This window comes from Paenibacillus sp. JJ1722 (assembly GCF_048282685.1).
GTDB classification, from domain to species: domain Bacteria; phylum Bacillota; class Bacilli; order Paenibacillales; family Paenibacillaceae; genus Paenibacillus; species Paenibacillus polymyxa_B.
Window position 1 is genome coordinate 1,227,949 of the sequence record NZ_CP182500.1, and the last position, 23,437, is coordinate 1,251,385.

General features: G+C 47.1%; 19 protein-coding genes. 16 read left to right on the top strand and 3 right to left on the bottom strand.

What is annotated here, in order from left to right; translation table 11 throughout:
* Positions 1 to 50: 50 nt before the first annotated feature.
* The 5 genes from ACM1ND_RS05565 (at position 51) to ACM1ND_RS05585 (ending at position 7,215) form a co-directional block, all read left to right on the top strand.
* Positions 51 to 2,726 (top strand): PAS domain S-box protein, encoded by a 2,676-nt coding sequence (locus tag ACM1ND_RS05565; protein WP_023987293.1) that lies wholly within the window; start codon positions 51 to 53, stop codon positions 2,724 to 2,726.
* A gap of 161 nt (positions 2,727 to 2,887) precedes the next feature.
* Positions 2,888 to 3,277, top strand: a complete 390-nt coding sequence (locus tag ACM1ND_RS05570) for a GntR family transcriptional regulator (protein ID WP_418027213.1) — start codon at positions 2,888 to 2,890, stop codon at positions 3,275 to 3,277.
* Complete coding sequence (locus tag ACM1ND_RS05575; RefSeq protein ID WP_279832059.1) at positions 3,270 to 4,172, top strand: ABC transporter ATP-binding protein; 903 nt, start codon at positions 3,270 to 3,272, stop codon at positions 4,170 to 4,172. Before ACM1ND_RS05570 ends, ACM1ND_RS05575 begins: the two co-directional genes overlap by 8 nt.
* Positions 4,147 to 6,243, top strand: a complete 2,097-nt coding sequence (locus ACM1ND_RS05580; protein ID WP_068938476.1) for a multidrug ABC transporter permease — start codon at positions 4,147 to 4,149, stop codon at positions 6,241 to 6,243. Before ACM1ND_RS05575 ends, ACM1ND_RS05580 begins: the two co-directional genes overlap by 26 nt.
* A gap of 207 nt (positions 6,244 to 6,450) precedes the next feature.
* Positions 6,451 to 7,215, top strand: a complete 765-nt coding sequence (locus ACM1ND_RS05585; protein ID WP_418027215.1) for a methyltransferase domain-containing protein — start codon at positions 6,451 to 6,453, stop codon at positions 7,213 to 7,215.
* 58 nt (positions 7,216 to 7,273) lie between these two features.
* Here the strand turns inward: ACM1ND_RS05585 and ACM1ND_RS05590 are convergent, their stop codons facing one another.
* Positions 7,274 to 7,546 carry a hypothetical protein gene (locus ACM1ND_RS05590; RefSeq protein ID WP_023987298.1) on the bottom strand — a complete coding sequence of 91 codons (273 nt, stop codon included), beginning with the start codon at positions 7,544 to 7,546 and terminating at the stop codon, positions 7,274 to 7,276.
* Positions 7,547 to 7,645: 99 nt separating this feature from the next.
* On the opposite strand from ACM1ND_RS05590, the gene ACM1ND_RS05595 reads away from it, so the two are divergent.
* From ACM1ND_RS05595 to ACM1ND_RS05610, 4 genes are all read left to right on the top strand, one after another.
* Entirely contained in the window at positions 7,646 to 9,100 is a 1,455-nt protein-coding gene (locus tag ACM1ND_RS05595) for a PstS family phosphate ABC transporter substrate-binding protein (protein ID WP_068938477.1), read from the top strand.
* 145 nt (positions 9,101 to 9,245) lie between these two features.
* Positions 9,246 to 10,487, top strand: a complete 1,242-nt coding sequence (locus ACM1ND_RS05600) for a hypothetical protein (protein ID WP_341058038.1) — start codon at positions 9,246 to 9,248, stop codon at positions 10,485 to 10,487.
* 12 nt (positions 10,488 to 10,499) lie between these two features.
* Positions 10,500 to 11,363: an aldo/keto reductase gene (locus tag ACM1ND_RS05605; RefSeq protein WP_028543201.1), complete on the top strand. Its 864-nt coding sequence runs from the start codon at positions 10,500 to 10,502 to the stop codon at positions 11,361 to 11,363.
* A 14-nt stretch (positions 11,364 to 11,377) separates the two neighbouring features.
* Positions 11,378 to 11,914: a mismatch-specific DNA-glycosylase gene (locus tag ACM1ND_RS05610; protein WP_028543200.1), complete on the top strand. Its 537-nt coding sequence runs from the start codon at positions 11,378 to 11,380 to the stop codon at positions 11,912 to 11,914.
* 91 nt (positions 11,915 to 12,005) lie between these two features.
* Here ACM1ND_RS05610 and ald read toward each other — a convergent pair whose 3' ends face one another.
* The gene (gene ald, locus ACM1ND_RS05615) at positions 12,006 to 13,136 is read right to left on the bottom strand and encodes an alanine dehydrogenase (protein ID WP_023987303.1); all 1,131 of its coding nucleotides are present in this window, start codon (positions 13,134 to 13,136) and stop codon (positions 12,006 to 12,008) included.
* A gap of 244 nt (positions 13,137 to 13,380) precedes the next feature.
* Here ald and ACM1ND_RS05620 point away from each other — a divergent pair, with 244 nt between their 5' ends.
* The 7 genes from ACM1ND_RS05620 to ACM1ND_RS05650 all read left to right on the top strand — a co-directional run bounded on the left by ACM1ND_RS05620 (position 13,381) and on the right by ACM1ND_RS05650 (position 23,049).
* Complete coding sequence (locus ACM1ND_RS05620; protein WP_418027219.1) at positions 13,381 to 15,045, top strand: PucR family transcriptional regulator; 1,665 nt, start codon at positions 13,381 to 13,383, stop codon at positions 15,043 to 15,045.
* Between the two features lie 101 nt (positions 15,046 to 15,146).
* Positions 15,147 to 16,670, top strand: coding sequence for a copper amine oxidase N-terminal domain-containing protein (locus ACM1ND_RS05625; protein ID WP_418027221.1), 1,524 nt, complete (start codon positions 15,147 to 15,149; stop codon positions 16,668 to 16,670).
* A gap of 189 nt (positions 16,671 to 16,859) precedes the next feature.
* The gene (locus ACM1ND_RS05630; RefSeq protein WP_418027223.1) at positions 16,860 to 18,155 is read left to right on the top strand and encodes a galactokinase; all 1,296 of its coding nucleotides are present in this window, start codon (positions 16,860 to 16,862) and stop codon (positions 18,153 to 18,155) included.
* A 131-nt stretch (positions 18,156 to 18,286) separates the two neighbouring features.
* Positions 18,287 to 19,204: a PD-(D/E)XK nuclease family protein gene (locus ACM1ND_RS05635; protein ID WP_023987306.1), complete on the top strand. Its 918-nt coding sequence runs from the start codon at positions 18,287 to 18,289 to the stop codon at positions 19,202 to 19,204.
* A 168-nt stretch (positions 19,205 to 19,372) separates the two neighbouring features.
* Positions 19,373 to 20,032, top strand: coding sequence for an SGNH/GDSL hydrolase family protein (locus ACM1ND_RS05640; protein WP_179085432.1), 660 nt, complete (start codon positions 19,373 to 19,375; stop codon positions 20,030 to 20,032).
* Between the two features lie 141 nt (positions 20,033 to 20,173).
* Positions 20,174 to 21,514 (top strand): hemolysin family protein, encoded by a 1,341-nt coding sequence (locus ACM1ND_RS05645; RefSeq protein WP_023987308.1) that lies wholly within the window; start codon positions 20,174 to 20,176, stop codon positions 21,512 to 21,514.
* Between the two features lie 263 nt (positions 21,515 to 21,777).
* On the top strand, positions 21,778 to 23,049 hold the full coding sequence (locus ACM1ND_RS05650; RefSeq protein ID WP_023987309.1) for a methyl-accepting chemotaxis protein: 1,272 nt from the start codon (positions 21,778 to 21,780) through the stop codon (positions 23,047 to 23,049).
* Between the two features lie 93 nt (positions 23,050 to 23,142).
* Here ACM1ND_RS05650 and ACM1ND_RS05655 read toward each other — a convergent pair whose 3' ends face one another.
* Positions 23,143 to 23,355, bottom strand: a complete 213-nt coding sequence (locus tag ACM1ND_RS05655) for a hypothetical protein (protein ID WP_013309048.1) — start codon at positions 23,353 to 23,355, stop codon at positions 23,143 to 23,145.
* Positions 23,356 to 23,437: the final 82 nt, after the last annotated feature.

Genomic DNA, 23,437 nt, shown 5'->3' on the forward strand with positions numbered 1-23,437 from the left:
GAATAGGTGTAGTTAGAAAAACTGCCGGACCACAAAGGAGGAGATTCATTGTGTTTTCTGCTGCTCGACGACTGCCTTTGCTGGAACATATGTATAATCATGCCCCGACAGGAATCGTGATTTTGTCGAGGGAGGGGAAGTGCCTGTACGTCAATCCCGCCTTTTGCAAAATGGTCGGATATGAGCAGGAGGAATTACTGGATATCCGATATTACCATCTCTTGTATAAAGAGGCTCAGGATCAGCGAGGGTTGAGGGAGGCTTACGCAGGTTGGCTAAAGGCTACGGATCAAGTCTATAAGACAGAGCTGCGTTTGAAACATAAAAGGGGAACATCCGTCTGGCTATCGCTGGAATTAACCATATTTGATGATGAGGCTACCGAACAATCTTATTTGATTGCATATGCAATGGATATCACGGAGAAAAAAGATATGGAGCAGGTGCTCTCGGATAATGAGGATTTGTACATGCTGATTACGGAAAATACGCCGGATGTTATCTCATATAGCACGGCGGACGGCATACTCCAATATATTTCTCCTTCGGTGGAAAAACTCCTAGGCTATACAAAGCAGGAAATGCTCGGCAAAAAGCGGCTCCAATTCTACCATGTTGAAGATGCCGATTATATGCGTGTACATGGACTCTTCAAGGAAACAGGCATCATGAAGCGGCGTGTTCGTCATAAGGACGGGCACTATTTGTGGCTGGAAGTATCGTACCGCATTATTCGGGATGAACAGGGCAGAATCAAGCGAGTACTGTCCATCGGACGCAACATCACAGAGCGCCAGAAGAGCGAGGAGAATTTGGCAAAAGCTCAACGGTTGGCGATGTTCGGCTCATGGGACTGGGATCTGGTCAACAATGTTATGCATTTCTCCAAGGAATTTCGCAGCATTTTTGGTTATCGTGTCAAGTCGGTTGAAACAAGTATTGACGCGTTCATGGCGGCTGTTCATCCAGAAGATACAGAGCGCATGAAACAGATTATCACCAACGTTATATTAAAGGGAGTTCACGAAGAAACCTTTTACCGGATTGTATTGCCGAATGGGGAACAAAAGGTACTGCGTTCAATCTGGGAAGCTGAAATGGACGAGCATGCAGGCAAGCCCGTTCAAGTGGTTGGAATGATCCAGGATGTTACAGAGCACCGGGAAATGGAGCAGCGTCTGCGCGAAAGTGAAAACCGTTATAGGTCACTGTTTCAGCATAATCCACTCGGGATATGCGCCGTGAATATGGAAGGTCATATCTTGAGCGTGAATCCGAGCTTGGAGGAGCTTACGGGTTATACGAAGGATAAGCTGCTTGGGGCTGACATACTCATCATGGCTTCCTCTGAGGAACAGGACAAAATCAAGCGTCACATGGAGCTGGCCAAGCAGGGTGAGACGCAAACCTATGAATCGGAATTTATACATAAGGAGGGGGAGCGTCTATTCATCAAGATGACGAATATCCCGATTTTCGTGCAAGAGGAAATTGTAGGCTGCTACGGGATTATAGAAAATGTTACCCCTCTTAAAAGCTACATTGCTCAAATTGAAAAGCTCAGTAATGAGCATTCGCTTATTTTGAATGCCGTATCCGAAGGAATTGTAGGTTTAAGTACCGAAGGACATGTCCGCTTTATGAACCCGGCAGCTGTTGAGATGTTTGGCGTAGGATCGGCCAATCCGCTGAATGGCGCTTGCATAGACATGATCCTCCATGCTGACGAAATTGGCAGTCATTTTCCGGACGAACAGTCCTCTATTCTTCAAGCGATTCGAAGCGGAGCCTCTTATCAGGCAGAGGAAGCTGTATTTTGGAAAAAAGGCGGGTCCAGCTTTCTGGCCTCCTATCGAATCAGCCCTTTGATGGATAATGGCGAGCGAAAAGGGGCTGTGATGGTTTTTGTAGACAGGACGAATGAAAAGGAGATCATTCGGGCCAAGGAGTCTGCCGAACGCGCCGATCGGGCCAAGTCAGAGTTTCTTTCTGTGATGAGTCATGAGCTCCGTACACCGATGAACGGCATTATAGGCATGGCGGGGTTACTGGCAGATACTGAATTGGATGAGGAGCAGCGTAGCTATATAGACATTATTACCAGTAGCAGCGGTGCATTAATGCAGATATTGAACGAGATACTGGATTTGAGCAAAATCGAAGCTGGCAAAATGTCTTTGCTGCACGAGTCCTTTGTGCTAGATGATGTGGTGGGCAGTGTGGCTGACCTATTCATGACGCAGGCTATGGAAAAAGGCATTGAGCTGGAATGGCATGTGGATCAGGAAATGCCGGGGATGCTGGTCGGCGATCATGTGCGTATTCGACAGGTGCTGGTGAATTTGGTGAGCAATGCGATCAAATTTACGGAGCGAGGGCGTGTAAATATCTTTGTGGAGAGAAAGGCTTACAGCCGTCGTAAAAATAGATGCCTGATTGAGTTCAGTGTAACGGATACTGGAATCGGTATCCCAGCAGACCGCCAGCATCTATTGTTTCAGCCTTTTTCCCAGCTTCATCCGGCACTGAACCGAAAATATGGAGGGACGGGACTAGGATTGTCCATCTGTAAAAACTTGGTCAAGCTGATGGGGGGGGCTATTGGTGTAGATAGCGATGAGGCCAGAGGAGCGACGTTCCGGTTCCAGCTGGATCTTAAGCTGCCGGAAGGTTCAACGCTTGCGAATATAAGCCGTGATGAACCTTATGAGTCAAAGGAAGGCTAAAAAGAGATAGCCGTGATGCGTGATGCATCACGGCTATTTTTGTAAGGAATAACCAAAGAAAAGATTGACAAACTGTTCTAACTGTACTATTAATGATAGTACAGTTAGAACAGTTCAGTATATACAAGTGAATCAGAATAAGTCTTGAAAGGAGGAAGTCCATGTTCGAGCTGGATATCCGCAGCCGCAAGCCGATCTACGAACAGCTTATGGACAGGGTAAAGGAAATGATCGTGTACGGATCACTTCAGCCGGATGAGCAATTGCCTTCCGTACGGACATTGTCCGCTCAGCTTACGGTGAATCCGAATACGATTCAGAAGGCGTATCGAGAGTTGGAACGAGAAGGATACATTTATTCCGTTCAAGGCAAAGGCAGCTTTGTCACACCTGCCGAGCATCAGCCGCAGCAAATCAAGCGGGATGAGATTCGGGCGGCATTGTTAAAACAGATGATCGAAGCCGTCCATTTTGGTTTTACACAGCAGGAAGTGGACGACATATACGTGGAAGCTATACAAACAAAGGAAAGGGGGGTGTCCCTTGATTGAATTAAGGGAAGTCACAAAGACATTTACAGAAGAAAAGGCTGTCGATCAGCTCGCCCTTAGAGTGAAAAAAGGTTCCATTTTTGGACTACTGGGCTCAAACGGGGCGGGGAAAACAACACTGCTCAAAATCATCGCCGGGATTTACCGACCGGATGCAGGAAAGGTACTGATTGGCGGACAGTCCGTATATGAGCAGCCTGAAGTCAAGCAGCACATTCTGTTTATGCCAGACACCCCCTATTTTTTTCCGCAAGCGACAATTCGTCAGATGGCCCGGTTTTACCGCTCCATTTATCCGAGCTGGAGCGAGGAACGCTACATACAGCTTACGGAGATTTTTAAGCTAGATCCTAAACGAAAGCTTCACCGTTTTTCCAAGGGGATGAAGCGTCAGGCTGCTTTTTTGCTTGCCTTAAGCTGTATGCCTGAGCTGCTCATTTTGGATGAGCCGATTGATGGACTGGACCCGGTGATGCGTAGAATGATCAAAAATTTACTGTTCCAGGAAACCGCTGCACGCGAGATGACCGTCGTGATCTCATCTCATAACTTGCGTGAAATAGAAGACATGTGTGATCACGTCGGCATTATGCACCAGGGTCGGATGCTGCTGGAAAAAGAGGTCGACGACCTCAAGTCTGATACGCATAAGGTACAGGTTGCCTTTCGTGACAGCACGCATGAGGAAGCCGTATGTGGACAACTTTCGGTTGTACATAAGGAGCGGAGGGGCAGTGTTCTACTGCTTATTATCCGGGGTGAGCGAGAGCGGATTGCAGAGACGATTGAAGCGTATGAGCCGCATGTGTTCGATTTGCTACCGTTGACGCTTGAAGAAATTTTCATTTATGAAATGGAGGACGCAGGTTATGACATCCAACCGATTCTTCTGTAGCGGCGGCGTAATTCGCCAAAGCCTGAGACAGCATGGCTGGATCGGTCTATTGTACTTGGTAGGATTATTGTTTACGGTGCCACTGCCACTATTTATGAGTACTGGAAACGAGCGAGTGCCCACGGTTTTGAGAAGCCTGTTCGATAGTACAAACTCAGGCGATGGAATGCAAAATATCATTTTATTGGCCGTACCTGTGCTGGCGGGTGTGGTGCTGCTTCGTTTTATTCAGCGTCAGGGCTCCTCGGATTTATATCACAGTCTGCCCTTACGCAGAGAGCATCTGTTAACGGCACATTTAATTAGCGGTCTTATCCTTTTACTCGTACCTATATGGCTGACCGCGGGAGTAACTGCCCTGCTAAACACGTCGGTTGAACTGCCTTTTATTTTTCATATCAATGATATTGGATCATGGGCTTTGGTCGTATCGGTTCTTACGATTTTCCTGTTTGCTTTTACCGTGTTTGTAGGTATCTGTGTAGGACAATCGCTGTTACAATCCGTTGTAGTGTATGCTTTGCTGTTGTTGCCCTTTTTTTTGTATTCCATGATTAGTCGTTTTCTGGGGCACAATCTATATGGTTACTCTCAGATTATTGGAACCATTGTTCAAAATAGTAATGGCGTGGAGTTGCGCAGCAGCAATAATATTTGGTATAGTTTATCGCCGTTCGTCCGCATTATGGATTTGTCGAGTAGCGCATTTTCATATGTGGAACTGCTTATTTATATGGGTGTTTCCTTGCTGTTTGTGATTTTAAGCTATGTGTTATATCGCAAACGGCTCGTAGAGAAGGCAACGCAGGCCATGGCTTTTACTTTCTTCCAACCCCTTTTTAAGGCAGGAGTCATGTTATGTGCCATGCTGCTGATAGGAGAATATTTTTATAGCACAGGAGGCCAGGGGAGGGACTGGTCGATCTTCGGGTATGTGCTTGGAGCTATTTTGGGTTATATTGCTGTGGAGATGGTAATCCGCAAGACATGGCAAATTGTACGTATTCGTGCTTTGCTGGAGCTGGTTACATACGGGGCAGTTTTGGGTCTGGCAATGTACATCCCCACGTCTAGTTGGATAGGCTACGAGGAACGGATTCCAACCGCGCATTCAGTCGAGCAAGTCTATGCTGGGCAATATTTGTATCTGGACGGGGGAGCGACACAGAAAAATCTCTATTTTTCGCAAGATAAAGCTTTTATCGCTGCTGTGCTGAATTTACAGCGTGAGCTTGTAAGAGTACATTCAGCTGGAAAGACGTCCGGGTCCAATAAAGAACCTCAACAAATGATATCCATTGCTTATCGTTTGGATGATGGTACCATTATGACTCGTAGCTATACATTTCCTGAGCAACCTTTCCGGGCAGCGCTGGCAAAAGTGATGATGTCTGAGCCGTACAAAACAGTAAGCTACTCACTTGATAAGCTGAATGGTAAAGCGGAGACGATCAGCATTCAATCGGCAGATGATAATGAACGGCGAGTTGTTCTGACCGATCCGGAAGATATTCGTGAATTTGAAGCTATACTTAAAGAAGAAGTTTTGGGCATGAGCTATAGTGAAATGCAGGCAGGTTCTTACGCGTTGGGGAATATTGATATTGTGAACAAACCTTCATCTGTTTTAGTAGAAGAACCAGATTGGGCTCGCAGCGTCTCCTTTAATTGGCGCATATCCTTCCACAAGCTGAATGCTTGGCTGGAACGCAAAGGATACGCCGACAAGGTGATTGTCACGTCGAAAGACATTATATCGGTTCGAGCTATTCCAATGGTTTCTCAAGAGAAGGAGCCGTATCAGCCTGGTGAGTATATTGAAGCAGCGAATTTATTCAGGATATTGCAGCAGAAGTATAAAGTCACCACAATTAAAGATGCAAAACTTTGGAATACTGTGCTGGATAACCGAAATAACTACAGCTATGATCCACAAGTGGAGAAAGGCACTTATCTGTTCCAAGTTAAAATCAAGTCCATCAGCGGTTCCGGCTTTCGTACAATTTATTACTTATTAACCTCAAAAGACATCACACCAGAGCTTGCGAAGGCATTACTGACAGCTCCTTAAGTGGGACAGCGTCTGGTTTGGATGGTATATGGACGGAGGTAGATGAACATGGGAAGGTTCCGACACGACATATAACAACCTCATCGACGGGCAAGAGCCCCTCCACATTAGAACTGACGTAAATAGAGGCATAGAGAGATACAACATAGAACAAACAGAGAGAAGAGATCAATAACGTACAGTTCAATGATGGAGGAGCAATACAATATGAAATATACAGAAGATCGTGAATTTCTACAGTTCTTGGAGCATCATAAGCAGTCATTTTCTGGATGGGATTTTTCATTCATCTCGGTTACGGGACGTGTGGCGAGCGAGCCTTTGGACTGGTCTTATGTCAGCAAGGCTATGAAGTTTATTCATTCATCCAAGGCGATGCTGGATATGGGAACAGGCGGGGGAGAGCTATTATCTCGGCTACGCCCTTTTCCAGAGATCGTATGTGCGACAGAAGCATATGCACCGAATGTTCCTATCGCCAAGGAAAGGTTGGAGCCGCTGGGCGTGCGCGTTATGGCTATACAGGATGACAATTCCCTTCCGTTTGGCGATGCCGGGTTCGATCTTGTGCTGAATAAGCATGAGTCATTTTCGCCAACGGAGGTACGACGTATTTTACGACCAGGTGGGACGTTTTTGACTCAACAGGTAGGGGGCCTGGATTGTGCGGGCATCAACGACCGTTTGGGAGCGCCTGATTACGAGTATGCGGACTGGACCCTCTCTCAAGCACTTGCAGGTTTGAAAAGCAATGGTTTCGAAATTGTAGAGCAGCAGGAGCAGTTTCCAGTACAGCGGTTTTACGATATTGGAGCATTTGTCTACTATTTAAAAGCCATTGAATGGCAGATTGCAGACTTTCAGCCAGAGAAATATATAGAACAGCTGTATGGTCTGTATTTGGATATCCAACGTGATGGGTACTGGGACGTGAAGCAGCACCGTTTTTTGATCCATGCCAGAGCAATATAAAGAAGATTCGATACCAAAAAGGTCTTTCCCGTGGGGGAGGCCTTTTTTGCCATAAGCATTAAGGTAAGAACAATATCAGAAGCCACATGGCGGTTGGCAGTGAAATACCAACGGCTATCGCTATATAGGGCAAGGGAGTTCGGAAGTAGTTTTTACAGTCCGCCTCCTTGTCCTTTTTCTCGTGATAGAACGCTACCTGGCTTGCAAAGCTGTGAAGTAGCTTGAGTGCTTCATCGCTGGGAATGTGCTGTAAGGAATGCCATAGATCATCATGTGCTTTTCGGAGCAAGGTTACATCAGATGTATGATTCGGATGATCGGATAAGGACATTTTTATCCTCCTCTCGTATACTAATCTTTACCATAATTGTACAATGAAGAAGCAATGGCTTACAGTCTCATTTCATTCATTAGATATAGGGGGATGTACATGTCTGATCCAAAGGGAGTTATAACCAAGCCGGAAAAGGACGAGTCTGTGCGGATAGCATGGTTTTGGCCATGGCTGGGCGGTACGTTTATGTTTGGATTGTTTTCAGTCATGTTTAATGTAGTTTGGAGTATGGTTGTGGCACCCCAAGTGCAGCTTTTGCTGAGGCATGAAGGTGTGACGGATACAACTGTGATTGTAATACTGCTTCTATATGCATGGATTATCGGTCTCATCTTTGCAGCTTATGGTGCCTTGAGTGCACGTATGTCCAGCATGGGCAAGCTTCCGCTGATGCTGACCGGGCTATTATCATTAATATGTGGGCTGTGGTTGTGGATTATAGGAATACAAGGGTCTGGTGGTCAACCTGCTGAAGTGTGGGGAGGGGCGTGGGAACTTTTTTCACTCTATCACGCCTGGGCAGAGCCTGTGTTGGAGGTACTGGGGCCATATACACAGCATGGTGAAATCTGGTTTCTACTGGCAGCACTGCTGCCGATAGCTGGCATGGTAGTAGGAGTTGGGGTGAATCGTTATCCAGCGCTAACCGACAAGAATGGTAAGGTGGATCATAGATGGCAATGGATTGTTGCCGCGATATCTGCTGCGCTCGTCATTGTGCTGACGATTACACTGATGCTTCCTCAACGCCCGTACATTGCAGAGAAGGATTTTCCGGTAGTTGACGGGGCTACGGCGGCCATTCCGTTTGCGCAGGATATGCTGCATGAACTGACTGGAATGAGCAAGGCGCGAGCGGCGCACGAGCTGAGATTCAACACGACTCATCAGGCATATGTCAATTTAATCGAAAAGAAGGCGGATCTGATTCTGGTGGCCGGTCCTTCCGATGAGGAACTGCGTCTGGCGAAAAGTCGGGGAATACAAATGAGGCTCACGCCCATTGGGTGGGATGCGTTTATTTTTCTCGTGCATCAAGACAATCCGGTTAAGGGACTTTCTTCGGAGCAGGTTCGTCGTATATATGAAGGGGCTATCCATAATTGGAATGAAGTAGGGGGCAAGGATCAGCCGATTATTGCTTACCAGCGAGAAGAAAATTCAGGCAGTCAGACATATATGCAAAAGAAAGTGATGGGAGGCCATGAAATGGCTGACCCGCCACGTGAACTACAAATTGGCATTATGGGTGGTATGATTAATGCGGTCGCAGATTTTAACAAGGATTACAACGCGCTCGGATATTCATTTTATTATTTTGCAAATGTGATGCATAATCGTCAAGAGGTCAAATTTTTGTCTATTGATGGAGTGAAGCCGAACAAAGAGCACATTCGCTCGAAACAATATCCATTCACAGCTCAACTGTTCGTGGTCACACGGGAAGGCGAGAAACCAAGCCCTTCGATGCAACGATTACTCGAATGGCTGCAAAGCGAAGCAGGAGCCCGGGCCATCGAAAAGGGTGGCTTTGTTCCTGTAAACTCGTAATCCTGTAACGATGATTCGCATACAGTCACCGTATATTCACCTTAAGAGTGAAACGAAGACAGCAGGGTAATACATAGAATATGCTTTGCTGTGAATACAATACCCGCACAGCATGTATATCACCAACATAAGGGGATGAACGAAAATGAAGAAAAAAACATCGGTCTGGGTGCTTTTACTCGCCGTAGCCATAGTGACAGCGGGGTGTGAAACAGGCTCACAAACAAGTTCGGAAACAGGACAAACAGCTCAAAATGAGCAAAAGGGTGTCACCTCGGCACAAGCGAATGGTTCAGGAACCACTGTAGATACACCGAAAACAGGAGGACAAGCAACCACAGACACTACGATAGCGAAGGTCCGCATGGACAATATTACCGCGCTGCGTTTGATCGACGGCCAATCCGGCTGGATCGGCGGAAATGGCTGGATTGCCCGTACGGACGCGATTGCATCCGATTCAGTCGGATCGACGTGGAATGTGCAATATCAGGGCCAAGGTACGGTTCAGCAGATTTTTGCCTTGAACGGACAGCAGGCTTGGGCTGTTATGGCAGACAGCGGATCGCTGCTGGCCACTCGCGATGGCGGCAAACGCTGGGAGGTTGTCGGGACTGTACCTGAGCAAGGGCAAGCGGGCTTTTTACACTTTGTATCATCCAAGGAAGGGTTCAGTGGCAACCAATATACGAAGGATGGCGGGCAAAGCTGGTCCTCGCTCCCCGTGCCTGGCCACTTGGTAGGACAGCCATATTACCATGATCAGCAAAACGGCTGGGCAGTTACGCAGGACACAGACCGTTCGTTTCAGATTTTACACACGGTTAACGGGGGCCAAAAGTGGACTACTGTCATGTCACGGACAACGGAGGCGCCTCTAAATGGAGCCATTATTCGTTCGGTAGAACGTGGCAACGCATGGATCGAGCTGGTTGGAGATACGGGGATGAATCAGACGTCGTATTCGCTTTGGCATACTGCCGATAGCGGACAAAGCTGGCGTGCTGTGCTGGCGAATGCCACTGCTGGCGGCGGTCCGGCACCAGGTATTAGCCAGCAAGACAACCAGGTTGCCAAAAATGAAGGGACGGCACCAGGTATGCTCTATCCGGTTAATAGCAGTACCGCATGGATGGGTGGCTACTGCGCACCGTGCGACAAGCCCAATACCATCGGCTGGACGACTGACGGCGGCAAGACGTGGAACAATGGCAAGCAAGGCTTTGACGGTTATGGCGGTCAGCAAATCGGGATGGCAAATGCCAAGGAAGGCTGGGCTATTTTCTCAGATTCAGAGCAGGCCCCAGTTATGTATACCACCTCGGATGGTGGACAGCATTGGACGCAGAGCCATGTATTTGACAAGCCTGTGGCATCAGGATCCTAAGGAGGGATGAATATGAGCCAACATAAGAAAAGTGTGATTAGATGGACTGACGGTCGTGAAGTACCACTAATCGGGCAGGGCACGTGGCATATGGGGGAAAAAGCGTCACTCCGGCAGGAAGAGGTGCGCGCGCTTCAACTAGGCTTGGAGCTGGGTATGACGCTGGTGGACACGGCTGAAATGTATGCGGAGGGCGGCGCAGAAGAGATCGTCGGAGAGGCCATTCGGGGTCGCCGGGACGATGTCTATCTTGTTAGCAAGGCGTATCCTCATCATGCGGACCGCCAAGGACTGGCTCAAGCGTGCGAAGCGAGCCTAACACGAATGGGAACAGAGTACATGGACATGTATCTGTTGCATTGGCGCGGGAATATTCCGCTGGAAGAAACGGTACAAGGCATGGAAAAACTGCGTGAGCAGGGCAAAATCCGTAGCTGGGGAGTGTCCAATCTGGACAAATCCGACATGGAGGAGCTATGGAGCCTGGGTGGAGGCGAAGCCTGCACTGTCAATCAAGTGCTGTATCACGCGGCTTCGCGGGGCATCGAATATGATCTGCTACCTTGGAGCCGTACGCATGGAGTGCCTGTGATGGCCTATTGCCCGATTGCCCAAGGTGGCCGCTTGCGACGGGGTCTGCTGGAGCATCCTGTTATGGTAGACATTGCTGCCAGCCACGGGGTAACTCCATCCCAAATTGCGCTCGCGTGGGTCATACGGGACGGTGATGTCTGGGCAATTCCGAAGGCGGTGCAGGAATCGCATGTACGAGAAAATGCAGCGGCAGCAAGTATTCGGCTCACTCCTGAACAACTTCAACAAATAGACGAAGCTTTTTCTCCGCCAACGCGGAAGCAGCCGCTGGATATTGTTTGAGAAAGAAGGAGCCCATGACAGAGCGAGAGACAGAACTGCATGAGGTAGATGATCATCTGGATTATGGATTATCCGTTGTATTCATCGGCTTTAATCCCAGCTTGAAATCAGGCGAGGTAGGACATCATTATGCGAATCCGCGCAACCGCTTTTGGCGCATACTGGAGGGAGCAGGCTTGACACCTCGCTTGTACGATCCATCGGAAGATCGGGAGCTGCTGAAGCTGGGCTTCGGCTTTACGAACATTGTTTCCCGTCCTACGAGGGGAGTAGAGGACATTGCACGCGAGGAATACGCCGAAGGACGTCTGAAGCTATACGAGAAGCTAAAGGAATACCGCCCGAGGGTTGCTTGCTTTGTCGGCAAAGGCGTGTACACCGAATACAGTAAAAAATCCAAAGTAGATTGGGGATTTCAGCCTGAACCGCTAATTCCCGAGATGCATGAATTTGTGGCACCTTCGTCTAGCGGACTGGTACGCATGTCGCTGGAAGAAATCACAGATATTTATCGCCATCTTCAAACGTTCCTTTCGTCAGAAATCGTCTGAAATGCAGTAAGTATGGTGAATACAGCTAGCACAAAAAGAACCACACGCTCCAGTCCCTGCTGGGAAGAGCGTGTGGTTCTTTGAGCTGTTTCTATTGTAAGGCTTTCGCCTGCCATGCCTGTTCCACGGGAACATAAGGATATCCCAGATCACGTGCGACTGCTTCGTAGGTAATATGTCCGTTCAGGACATTGGTGCCGCTAAGCAGTGGCTTGCTTCTGCGAAGCGCCTCCTGCACACCCAAATCTGCGAGCTGGAGAGCAAAGGGGAGCGTCGCGTTCGTCAGAGCGAGCGTCGAGGTTTGCGGTACCGCGCCCGGCATGTTTGCTACCGCATAGTGAATGACGCCATGCTTCACATAGGTAGGCTGGTCGTGTGTCGTGATGTGGTCAATCGTCTCGACTATGCCGCCTTGGTCGATGGCGACATCCACAATCACAGAGCCGGGCTGCATCGTCTGTACCATGGCTTCCGTTACGAGCCGCGGGGCTTTGGCACCAGTGATCAGGACAGCACCGATCAGCAAATCACTTTGCGCCACGGCTTCAGCAATGTTGGACGGGGTGGACACCAGCGTATGGAGCTGATTGCCAAAAATATCGTCCAGTTGGCGCAGTCTTTGCAGGCTCAGGTCGATCAGTGTCACATCTGCCCCGAGACCGATGGCGACCTTGGCAGCATTGGTGCCGACCACCCCTCCGCCAATAATGGTCACTTTACCGCGTTTGACCCCCGGCACACCTGCCAGCAGGATGCCTTTGCCACCCTTTGGTTTTTCCAGCAGTTGTGCTCCAATTTGTACAGCCATTCGTCCGGCAACCTCACTCATCGGGGTAAGCAGCGGGAGGCTGCCTTCAACATCTAGCGTCTCATAGGAAATGGCGGCTACGCCGTTGTCTGTTAAAGCGCGGGCCAGTGCTGGCTCGGCAGCCAAATGCAGATAGGTGAATAAAATCAATCCTGGTCGAAAATACCCGTATTCAGAGGGGAGCGGCTCTTTTACCTTGATAATCAGATCCGCCTGGGACCACACGTCCGCAGCTTGTTGCACAAGAGTCGCACCCGCAGTGGCATAATCTCCATCCGTAAAGCCGCTTTCAACACCTGCATGGCTTTCCACAAATACGTGATGTCCGTGTTGAATCATTTGAGCTGCACCTGCAGGCGTTAGAGCGACACGATTTTCGTTGTTTTTAATCTCTTTCGGAATCCCAATTTTCATTTCATTCACCTCTCCTAAAAATAATTGTTAAGAAAATTACACTATCATTTTTGTGCAGTTTGCCGATTAGTTACATGGACTCAAGCCGATAAATGCAATTCATGTTAGATTAGGTACAGTTTACAAGGGGGGAAGCTCCTTGACATCATACATTTTGTCGGATTATCTGACTTAAAGGCTCGACTTTTTGATGAATATATGTCATATAAAATGACATAAAGACATATACATAAGGAGAATGCCGATGAACGGTAAAAAAACATTTACCATTGCGGATGTGCTGGAACGTCCCGTTTTCCGGCGGGCGAAACTGGCTGCGGGGGAACAGGGCGTAAATCGCCGTGTGGGTTGGGTACATGTACTAGAAATCACAAATGTTTCTCCGTTTGTGAGCCGTCATGACTTGATTTTGACGACCGGCCTGTGGCTCACACGGAAGGGGGAAGAGCGTGCCGAGTATATGGAGCAACTGATCCGCTCGGAAGCTGCGGGATTGTGCGTGGAGCTGGGCACGAGCATTCATGAAATCCCCTCTGAAATTCTGGAGTTGGCGGAACGACATCACTTCCCGGTCATCGTATTTGAGCAGCCAGTGCGTTTTGTTGAAATTACACAAGATATTCATTCCCTACTTATTAACCGACATCATGAACTCCTAAAAGATCTGGAGCGATTTTCACGTCAGCTTCAGCAGGAGACCCTGCGCAGCACTGATATGAACGCCCTCTTGCGTGTGCTTCATGACTATGCAGCCCGGCAGGTCATCTACATGTCTTCCATTGAAACCAATCGATTCGTACCTTCCGTCCAGCCGGATCTAGCGGACCGTATTGCAGATTTTTATGCCAATGAAGTGGAATCTAGTATGACAGCCGATCGGGAGGGGCATCTGCTGTTTCACCTGAATGAATCCACCGCCGTCTTGTTCCAGCCCGTTGTATGCTTCGGTCAGGTGTTTTCCGCAGTAGGTTTGGTGCTGCATAGTGAAATGCCAACGGAAGAAATGTCGCTGTTACTCGATTACACTGCCAAGGCAGCCGCTACATTGGTGCTGAGAACACAGTTTCTTGAAGACCGATTGCTGCGTAATCAAAATGAATTGATTCAGGATGTATTGAGCGGACAGCTTCCCAGTGAAGAACAGGCCCAGACCCGGATGGGCCTGCGATTGTTATCGAAGGGACAGTATTTATTTTGGGCAGGGGTCATCGAGGTGGAACATCAGGACAAGGATGCCAGTCAGGTACGCAAGGAATCCATCAATCAGGATGTGCTAGTGCTGCTTCGTTCATTGTTGAAAAAAGAAGCGTTGCACAATCTGCTGATGATGAAGGGGAGTCAATGCTACATCCTTTGTGCCAAGGAGGAATTAACACTGCGTTCCGCAGCGCAAATGAAAAAAGTGCTTGCCCATACTGTTCAATATATTCAGAACTATGCCGCAGGACAGCTTGATAAGGTGCGCATTCATGCAGGCTTTGGTAAAGTAAGGCATCGCATGACGGGGACGGATCGCAGTTTTGAAGAGGCATATGAGGTCATTGAAGTGGCACGAAGCGTCCCAGTCATGAAGGATCGGTTGTTTTACGACAGCATCGGAATCTATCAGTTGTTGAAGGCGGTGCCCCGCATTCCTTTTCTACAAGAGTTCGTAGAGGACCATTTGGGCGGGCTGATTGCGCATGATCGTGAGCACCATATGCAGCTTCTGGATACACTGGATGCCTATTTTCAATCCCATGGCTCCAAGCGTGATACCGCCGGAATTTTGTACATTCACAGACAGACCCTTTATAATCGGCTGGATAAAATTAATGAAATCATAGAGGGAAATCTGGCAGACCCTGACAAACGTCGTTGCCTAGAGATGGCGCTACTGGCTTACCGAATGCTTCAGGCTGAAAATTGATCCTAAATGACTAGTTCTATTTTCCATTCTACTCATTTACAATGCGTGTTAACACTGAGATAATAGAAGAGATAACGGAAATATCTTGAAAGGGGATTAATATGAATATAAAAAAATGGATCGCCGTCCCTCTTATTCTGTTAATGGTAGCTTTGACAGGTTGCCAGGCAGTAGGTGGATTTGATGTAAGTAAAAATTTATTGGGAACACTTGATGTGAAATCCCAGCAAACAACGGAGAAAATCTCTCTTAAATTGACTCCAAAAGAAGGAATCACGCAAGGAGATAAAGAAATCGTAGATTTGATTAATTCGATTTCCGTCACTGTGGATGAAGCCAAGGTACAATCGGAGGAACTTGCTTCTGCCAAAGGTACATTGCACATCGATAAGTATAATTTGCCGTTTGAACTTGCTTTAGACCGCCAAGGTTTGGCTATTCAACTGGAAGGTGCCAAAAAACCTTATTACATATCTTTGAACTCGCAAGAGAGTTTGAGCGGTCTGCCTACTGGATTTGATCCATATGTATATTCCAAAGACGTGAGAGAACTGACGAAAACAGCCGCTGCACTTATGCTCAAGCATGCGCCTAACCCTTCTACCATTTCTGCAACGTCTGTAACCGAGGAAGTATACGGTGAAAAAGACAAAGTGAAACTGACCCATCTGCATGCTGAACTTCGTGGTGATGAGCTGGTAACATTGGTAAAACCGTTCCTGGCGAATCTGGCGAAGGACGAAGCAGGCTTGAAAGAGCTGATCGGGCAAGCCATTGATATGACTAAAACGATTGCTTCCGGCATGAATATTGAAGGTAGTGATAAAGTAACAACGGAACTGAGTGCTAACAAAGAAAAAATGGTCAATGAGGCTTATACCGAAGTTAAAAAGTATTTGGATCTGGCCGTTGATCAGTATGATGTAGGCGTTAGCACCATGTATGCACAGTCCCCTGAAATCAAAACGGTTCTGAGTGCTAACACGGTTCTGAAAAGCGACATGTATTTTGATGAAAAAGGAAATGTTCGCAAAGCGGCGACAGACCTGACGGTTGCTTTGCCAGATGTGGACGGTCTTCCGGTGAAGTCCTTCACAATTCTGACCGAAACTCAATCTTGGAACGTCAATGGTAGTGTGACGGCTGATAAAGTGGATATTTCTAACGGTGTTATTGACTTGAATAAACAAGCTGAATTAACTCCGGGAGCGACGCTGCGCAATTTTGAAGCGAATTCTCCGATCTACAACATTTTAAAAAATGATTTGGAAATTACAAAAGTAGAAACCATTTTCGATCCTAAAGACGATTACTACGTCTTGGAGAATCGTGGTGGCACTGCCTTTATTCCATTGCGTGAACTGACGAGCGAACTGAACTCCGAGTTAAAATGGGATGCAGCTGCTAAACAAACTACTGTAATTGATGATATTACAGGTAAGACGATTAAGCTGAAAAGTGGCTCCAAACAGGCTGTATTGGAAGGAAGCACATTGACGCTGCCACAAGCTCCATATACGGATGAATATGGCACATTGTATGTTCCTTTCAAATCAGTTGCCGAGGCGCTTGGCGCCACAGTAACTCGTAACAATGATGGGGAATATGTACTGAAACGCGACTAAAAAAGATATTCAAGGAACCGGCCCAATTAGGGCTGGTTCTTTTTTAGTTAAATTGGTAAAATGCTCAGTAAAGCGATTAAAATAAGCGCTTACAAATTTTAAAAGTGCCATACTTTTATACAGGGAAAATTGAGATAATTATAGTATCATTCCAGCATAGGAAAACACATACAATTAGGGGGATATACGATGAAAGATATGGAACTATTGAATTCCAGAGAGGGACAAATGGTGCTTGCCCGAATGTACGGTCAACAGCAAATCTCTGAGCAAACGACTCGATATGAATCACTTATACAGGCGTATCGGGAGCATTTTGGTGTAGGGGATATTGAATTGTTTAGTGCTCCGGGACGTTGCGAAATTGGTGGAAATCATACAGACCACAATCACGGGAAGGTGCTGGCAGGCAGTATAACACTCGATACCATCGCTGCAGCTTCTAAGGTGGAGGAGTCTGTAATTACATTCTTTTCTGAAGGCTATAAGACGAAGTACGTCATCGATTTAACAGACTTGTCGCCAAAACCGGAGGATGACAGTACGATGCTGCTGGTCCGTGGTATTGCCGCTGGTCTACTTGAATTCGGATACCGTATCGGGGGATTCCAAGCTTATATATCAAGTAATGTATTCTCTGCCTCAGGTTTAAGCTCTTCCGCTTCTTTTGAAATGTTGATATGCACGATATTAAATCATTTTTATAACGAGGGAGCGTTAGATGCAGTTGCTAAATCCAAAATTGGTCAGTATGCGGAAAATAGCTATTGGAATAAGCCGTCGGGACTGCTCGATCAGATGGCTTGCGCGTATGGCGGCTTGATTTCCATTGACTTTGAAAATCCCAAGGAACCGATCATAAATCCTGTTCATTGGAATTTTGAACAAAACGGATATTCCCTCGTTATTGTAAATACAGGCGGAAATCATGCTGATTTAACGGACGATTACGCGGCGGTGCCCAACGAAATGTTTGCAGTGGCTCAGTCTTTAGACGCTTCGGTTTGTCGTGACTTATTGCCAGAGAATCTATATGCCAACCTTAAAATGGTCAGGGAAAAAGCAGGAGACCGTGCAGTACTGCGGGCGTTGCATTTTTTTGAAGAAAATAGGCGTGTGGATGAACAAGTGAAATCACTGGAGGAGGGGCGCTTTACTGATTTCCTGAGGCTCATTACCGAATCTGGTAATTCCTCATGGAAATGGCTCCAAAACGTATATAGAAGTGGGGTTGCGCGGGAACAAGACGTATCGGTTGCACTGGCTTTAACCGAAATGTATTTACAATCAATAGATAACAGCGCATGCAGGGTACATGGGGGTGGCTTTGCTGGTGTCATCTTGACGATTCTTCCGAATGATCATGTGGATAATTATAAGGAGTGGATCAGCGGAATGCTGGGAACTCCGGTACTTGTTGTCAACGTCCGTGAGGACGGTGCCGTTAATGTTAGTGATTTGATAAATGTTGAACGGACTCATTGAGAGTTTACAAACTAGTCAGTCAGTAGAAGACTTTAACCCATGGGTTAAAGTCTTTGTCCTTTTTATCGCCGATACAGCTTAGGTTTGCGTTATAATAAAGAGATGATAGTTTTAATGAAGGAGGGCCTGTCATGGCTATATACCCGTCCTGGTCCTATTCGCAATCGAGGGCTCAAACGTTCGATGAATGCTTACGCAAATACTATTATCATTATTACGGCTCGCATAATGGCTGGAATTCGGCACAGGGCACTGAAGAGCAAGTTACGTTGTATCGGCTCAAGCAACTGAGCAACTTATATATTTTATTCGGGAATATCACGCATCAAATGTGTGAATCAGTCATACGTGGATGGATGGAAAAAGGGGCTATCCCGCGTACAGCATACCTCGAGACAGCTATGAAGAACATGTTGAATGACAGCTACAAGGAATCGCTACACCGTGAGCTATGGCTACAAGATCCGAAAAATCGCGTCATGCTGGCGGAGGTTTATTACGACGACGAGGTGCTTTCGGAACGGATCGCCCTTATTAAGGAGCGACAGCACGCGGTGATACACAATTTATACCGTACTGCGGTTTGGCATGAACTGCAACAGGGAAAGGCCCAAATTGTAGAAGTGGAGAAGTGGGATACGATGCTCCTTCACGAGACGAAAGTGTATGTCAAAATGGATTTGCTCTACCGTAGAGACAATGGAGACTTGGTCATCGTGGATTGGAAAACAGGCAAGGAAGGCGATTTTTCCGACCAACTTTTTTTGTATGCTTCCTATGTGCAGGAGCACTATCAGCTTCCATTGGAGAAGATCGAGGTACGTGTGGAGTATCTGATGACAGGAGAGCATGAGGTGTATCGTCCCGCGCAAGAGGATATCGACAAAGTGGTTGGTAATGTCGGACGATACATCGAGGAAATGAAGTCCTGTCTCGATGACGATTACTATAATCGCCCCAAGCCTGAATCTTTCTTCACTCCGATGCCTTCACGCAGAGCGTGCGGAGGCTGTAATTTTCGTGAGGTGTGTAAGTACCGAGCGATGTGAAATGACTTGATCGCCTTTGCCACCGGATTCCTACCCTAATTAAAGCTAGTGAATCCGGCCATATGGCAAATCTATAATTCTTCTATGTTTTGAAACCGCTTTATAATTTAGAAGCTGCGAGGTATGATAAGGGTATTATTGGAAAATGCGAAGGAGGAAGTTAGGAAGATGACGAGTATAGAACACGCACGTATTCTTTTTCAGGGAGATTCTATAACAGACGGAGGAAGGGGACGAAATGAGGACGCGAACCATTGGCTGGGTCAGAGCTATGTGTATCTGATCGCAGGTGCGTTGGGGAGCCGTTTGACTACCACGCAGCCAGAGTTTGTGAACCGGGGAATTTCGGGGGATCGAGTTTCGGATTTGTATGCACGTTGGAATGAGGACACGTTTAGCCTGAAGCCGGACCTGCTCAGTATTCTAATCGGAGTGAACGACGCCTGGCGGATCGTGGAGCAGGAGCCGTCCGGGGTGACGGACCGATTTGAACGAGCCTATCGCCACCTTCTGGAAGAAACGCGTGAAGTGATGCCTGATCTGGGACTCGTGCTGTGCGAGCCGTTTATTTTGAAAACGGGAGCTACCGAGGCGCGATGGGACATTTGGCAAGAAAAAATAACGGGATACCAGCGTATTGTACGTCAGCTTGCGGACGAATTTGGGGCCGTATTTGTGCCGCTCCAGAGCATGTTGAACGAAGCCGCTATCCAGGCGGACGCCTCCTATTGGCTGCATGACGGGGTTCATCCGACAGCGGTTGGGCATCAATTGATAGCTGATCAATGGATAGATATTGTGCAAAAGAGTCCGCTGGCGATTCGCTAACAGGGGCATACATAGTCTACTCCTTGTCATTTTTGGGTAATACACGATTATGGACATCATTACTTATGTTATGGTTCCATCCAAAAATGAATGTCAAAGGGGGGGCTTCTTGCTTCGTCATGAACGGAGCAAGAGAGGGCTATGGAAACGATAAATATCATTCTGGTTATATTGCTTATCGCATTAACTGCTTTTTTTGTGGCCTCGGAGTATTCCATTATTCGTGTGCGAGTATCTCGCATCAATCAATTGGCCTCTGAAGGCAACAAAAATGCGAAAGCCGTTAAAAACATTCTGTCTCGGCTGGACGAGTATTTATCTGCTTGTCAGCTCGGAACCACATTAACCTCAATGGCGCTAGGCTGGCTAGGGGAATCTACTGTTGAACATCTGCTACATCCCCTGTTTGTGTTGGCTCATATTCCAGCAGGCCTGACGGGAGTGCTCTCCTTTTTGCTGGCTTTTCTAATCTTGACCTATTTCGAGGTGGTCATTGGGGAGTTGGTACCGAAAACATTCGCCATACAGATTGCTGAACCAATGGCATTGTTTTTTGCCCGTCCGATCACGATATTCTATAAAATGACCTATCCCCTGAATTGGGTGCTCAGTCGTTCATCGCGTGTCATTACGGGTCTCTTCGGGCTCAAAAGGGTATCTGAAGAAGATGCGGCACTCAGTGAAGCCGAGCTTCGTTTGGCGTTATCTGAAGGCTTTCGTAGTGGTGAAATTACACCGACAGAATATCGATATCTGAACAATGTATTTGATTTTGACGACCGTGCGGCGCAGGAAATTATGGTACCGCGCATCCACATCCGTTCCATCTCCCACCAGGCAACAGTGGCCGAGTTTATGGAGCTGATCGAGGACAAAGTTTATAATTTTCTACCTGTAGCTGAACATGGCGACCGGGATCGTATTATCGGGATGATTCGCGTCAAGGAAGCCCTGCATGATTTGGCACGTGGGCACAGCACAGGGAATACGACGATGGCTTCTTATATTCACCCGGTGCTTCAGGTTATCGAGACGGTTCAGGCTCGGGATCTGCTGATTCAGATGCAAAAACGACGCATTCCAGTAGCGGTGCTGGTGGACGAATATGGTGGAACATCTGGACTTGTCACACTGGAGGACATTATGGAGGAGATTGTTGGAGACATTCCTTCCTATACCGACACCGAAACCCCCGCAGCGTTAACTCCACTCATTACAAAAACAGATGATCATCGTTACATACTCAAATCACAGGCGCTCATTCATGAGGTCAATCGACGCTTGGAGACGGATATTGAGGCCGGGGACGTATATACAATTGGGGGATGGATGCTTTCAGAGCGTTTTGATATCCAGCAAGGAGAGAAGCTGACCATCGGTTTATGGGAGTTTACCGTACTGGAAAAAAGCAGTCACCAAATAGACACAATTGAAGCGATTAAGAAAGCAGTCGTTGAACGGAAAAATGACAATGATTCTTAATAATGGAAAATGACTTTGTCGAGTAACAGCTCGCTTAAAATGTGACGAATGGCCTGTAAAGCTTGTAGCAGCGCGATTCGTCCATTTTAAGATGCAAGCTGCTGCCTGGTAACATATTGTTTTTGGTAATTAGCGTAGGGGACTTAAGACTCTGTATCTTTATGCTCATGAATATATCTGTCTATGAAAAATACTACTAGAAATGTAGCAATTTTATGGTAAAATGGAATCAAATTTGAGTTTTTTGGGGTGGGCTACAGTACATGAAGATGTCACTAGGTACGAAAATGGTTACTGCATTTGTCTCAATTTCTGCAATAACCTATGGAACAAGCGCTTTTTTTATTTTTGTACTCAAGGACTGGCTTGCTCAAGGTACACAAGAATGGGTGTACACTTCGATCATTCTGTTATTGGGTGTTCTGTGGAGTGGCATTTTGGGCTGGTTGATCTCAAAATTACTCACACGGCCAATTGTTAGGTTGGCAAAGGCGGCAGAGGAAGCTTCGGCGGGGAACCTGTCTGTTGTGATTCCTGAACGTCGTTCGGAGGATGAAATTAAAGTTCTGTATGATGCATTTCGGCATATGATGCTGAACATTAAAGATATGTTCAATGAGATCTCGTACAGCACCAGAACAACTTCGCAAAGTGCGGAAAATCTGAGCTTGGCTATTGTGCAGGCTACCACACAAATTGAGTCCATGTCTTCGGTGGTAGAAGATATTTTGAATGGCGTGGAGCAGCAAAAGCAAGCATCTGCCCAATCTATTAAAACAGCAGACCGAATGCTGGGCGATTTTAAAATGATGCGTAGCAAATCGGGGCATATGCTGGAACTGTCAGGCCATATGGAGCATTCAGTAGATTCGACGCAGACCGTATTTTCATCCCTGATGGATGGAATGGGAGAGCTGACAGCATCACATGGTCGTTCGCAGCAGGTAATTGCCCGACTGGAAAAAGAAGCTTCCCAAATTGAAGCGATTACAAGCACCGTGAAGGATATTGCGGAACAGACCCATTTGCTGGCGTTAAATGCTTCCATAGAAGCGGCGCGTGCGGGAGAAGAAGGGAACGGGTTTGCTGTAGTGGCTCACCAAATTCGCGCACTTGCTGCCCAAAGTACGGAGTCTGTGCAGCAAATAAATGCCATCGTTAGCCGTGTCCAGTCACAAATCGTAGAGACAGTGCAGTTGATGCATCAGCAGACGTCATTGGTCAGTGCTGAGGCGGAACGGACAAGCTCTGTGGATCAGACGCTGAACCGTTTGAACGCTATTGTACGTGAATTTGTCGAGAGCATCCGTTTAATGGAAGAAGCCGTGACGGAGCAGACGAACCGGGTAGATCAAACCTTTGAGCAGATCCATCGTATTCAGCAAATGTCAGGGGCCTTCTCTGAAGGAGCTCACAAAATTTATACAGCTGCTCATGAGGAGACAGCAATTATGCAGGAAATTTCGTCTTCTTCCGAGGATTTGAAAGTGCTTACGAATAAACTCATGATGAAAACACGGGGAATGCAACTATAACAGAAGCCGTCATGTGAGGCATGATATATACAAACAAAATATAGCCGCTACACACCGGAAAACGAAGCAAAATGGTTCCCCGGTGTGTAGTGGCTATTTTTTAATTTCAAAAAACTCACATTGTTTTCTGGGGTGGTAAGCCAGATCACTGACGCTGGATTGCACGACGATGGTTTGATCGTCGAAACGGATTATGATTCCGCCAGAGCCAATCAATTGGTCATCCTGAAATACTCGGACACGAAGATGACGTTCCAGTGCCTCATTGAAATCCTGATCTGTAATTAATCGGCGATTAATGGCCATGAGGGTTCTCCTTTAAATATAATATCTTTTATCATAAAGGTAAGGTATTGAACAAGCAAGAAACACGGCTAGAACATAATCG

What these genes read in the sequence shown, in the direction of transcription:
- ACM1ND_RS05605 (WP_028543201.1), top strand. Translation starts at nt 10,500, where the DNA reads ATGAGCCAACATAAGAAAAGTGTGATTAGATGGACTGACGGTCGTGAA.
- ACM1ND_RS05625 (WP_418027221.1), top strand. Translation starts at nt 15,147, where the DNA reads ATGAATATAAAAAAATGGATCGCCGTCCCTCTTATTCTGTTAATGGTA.
- ACM1ND_RS05640 (WP_179085432.1), top strand. Translation starts at nt 19,373, where the DNA reads ATGACGAGTATAGAACACGCACGTATTCTTTTTCAGGGAGATTCTATA.
- ACM1ND_RS05600 (WP_341058038.1), top strand. Translation starts at nt 9,246, where the DNA reads ATGAAGAAAAAAACATCGGTCTGGGTGCTTTTACTCGCCGTAGCCATA.
- ACM1ND_RS05620 (WP_418027219.1), top strand. Translation starts at nt 13,381, where the DNA reads ATGAACGGTAAAAAAACATTTACCATTGCGGATGTGCTGGAACGTCCC.
- ACM1ND_RS05595 (WP_068938477.1), top strand. Translation starts at nt 7,646, where the DNA reads ATGTCTGATCCAAAGGGAGTTATAACCAAGCCGGAAAAGGACGAGTCT.
- ACM1ND_RS05630 (WP_418027223.1), top strand. Translation starts at nt 16,860, where the DNA reads ATGAAAGATATGGAACTATTGAATTCCAGAGAGGGACAAATGGTGCTT.
- ACM1ND_RS05580 (WP_068938476.1), top strand. Translation starts at nt 4,147, where the DNA reads ATGACATCCAACCGATTCTTCTGTAGCGGCGGCGTAATTCGCCAAAGC.
- ACM1ND_RS05655 (WP_013309048.1), bottom strand. Translation starts at nt 23,355, where the DNA reads ATGGCCATTAATCGCCGATTAATTACAGATCAGGATTTCAATGAGGCA.
- ald (WP_023987303.1), bottom strand. Translation starts at nt 13,136, where the DNA reads ATGAAAATTGGGATTCCGAAAGAGATTAAAAACAACGAAAATCGTGTC.
- ACM1ND_RS05570 (WP_418027213.1), top strand. Translation starts at nt 2,888, where the DNA reads ATGTTCGAGCTGGATATCCGCAGCCGCAAGCCGATCTACGAACAGCTT.
- ACM1ND_RS05610 (WP_028543200.1), top strand. Translation starts at nt 11,378, where the DNA reads ATGACAGAGCGAGAGACAGAACTGCATGAGGTAGATGATCATCTGGAT.
- ACM1ND_RS05645 (WP_023987308.1), top strand. Translation starts at nt 20,174, where the DNA reads ATGGAAACGATAAATATCATTCTGGTTATATTGCTTATCGCATTAACT.
- ACM1ND_RS05650 (WP_023987309.1), top strand. Translation starts at nt 21,778, where the DNA reads ATGAAGATGTCACTAGGTACGAAAATGGTTACTGCATTTGTCTCAATT.
- ACM1ND_RS05590 (WP_023987298.1), bottom strand. Translation starts at nt 7,546, where the DNA reads ATGTCCTTATCCGATCATCCGAATCATACATCTGATGTAACCTTGCTC.
- ACM1ND_RS05585 (WP_418027215.1), top strand. Translation starts at nt 6,451, where the DNA reads ATGAAATATACAGAAGATCGTGAATTTCTACAGTTCTTGGAGCATCAT.
- ACM1ND_RS05635 (WP_023987306.1), top strand. Translation starts at nt 18,287, where the DNA reads ATGGCTATATACCCGTCCTGGTCCTATTCGCAATCGAGGGCTCAAACG.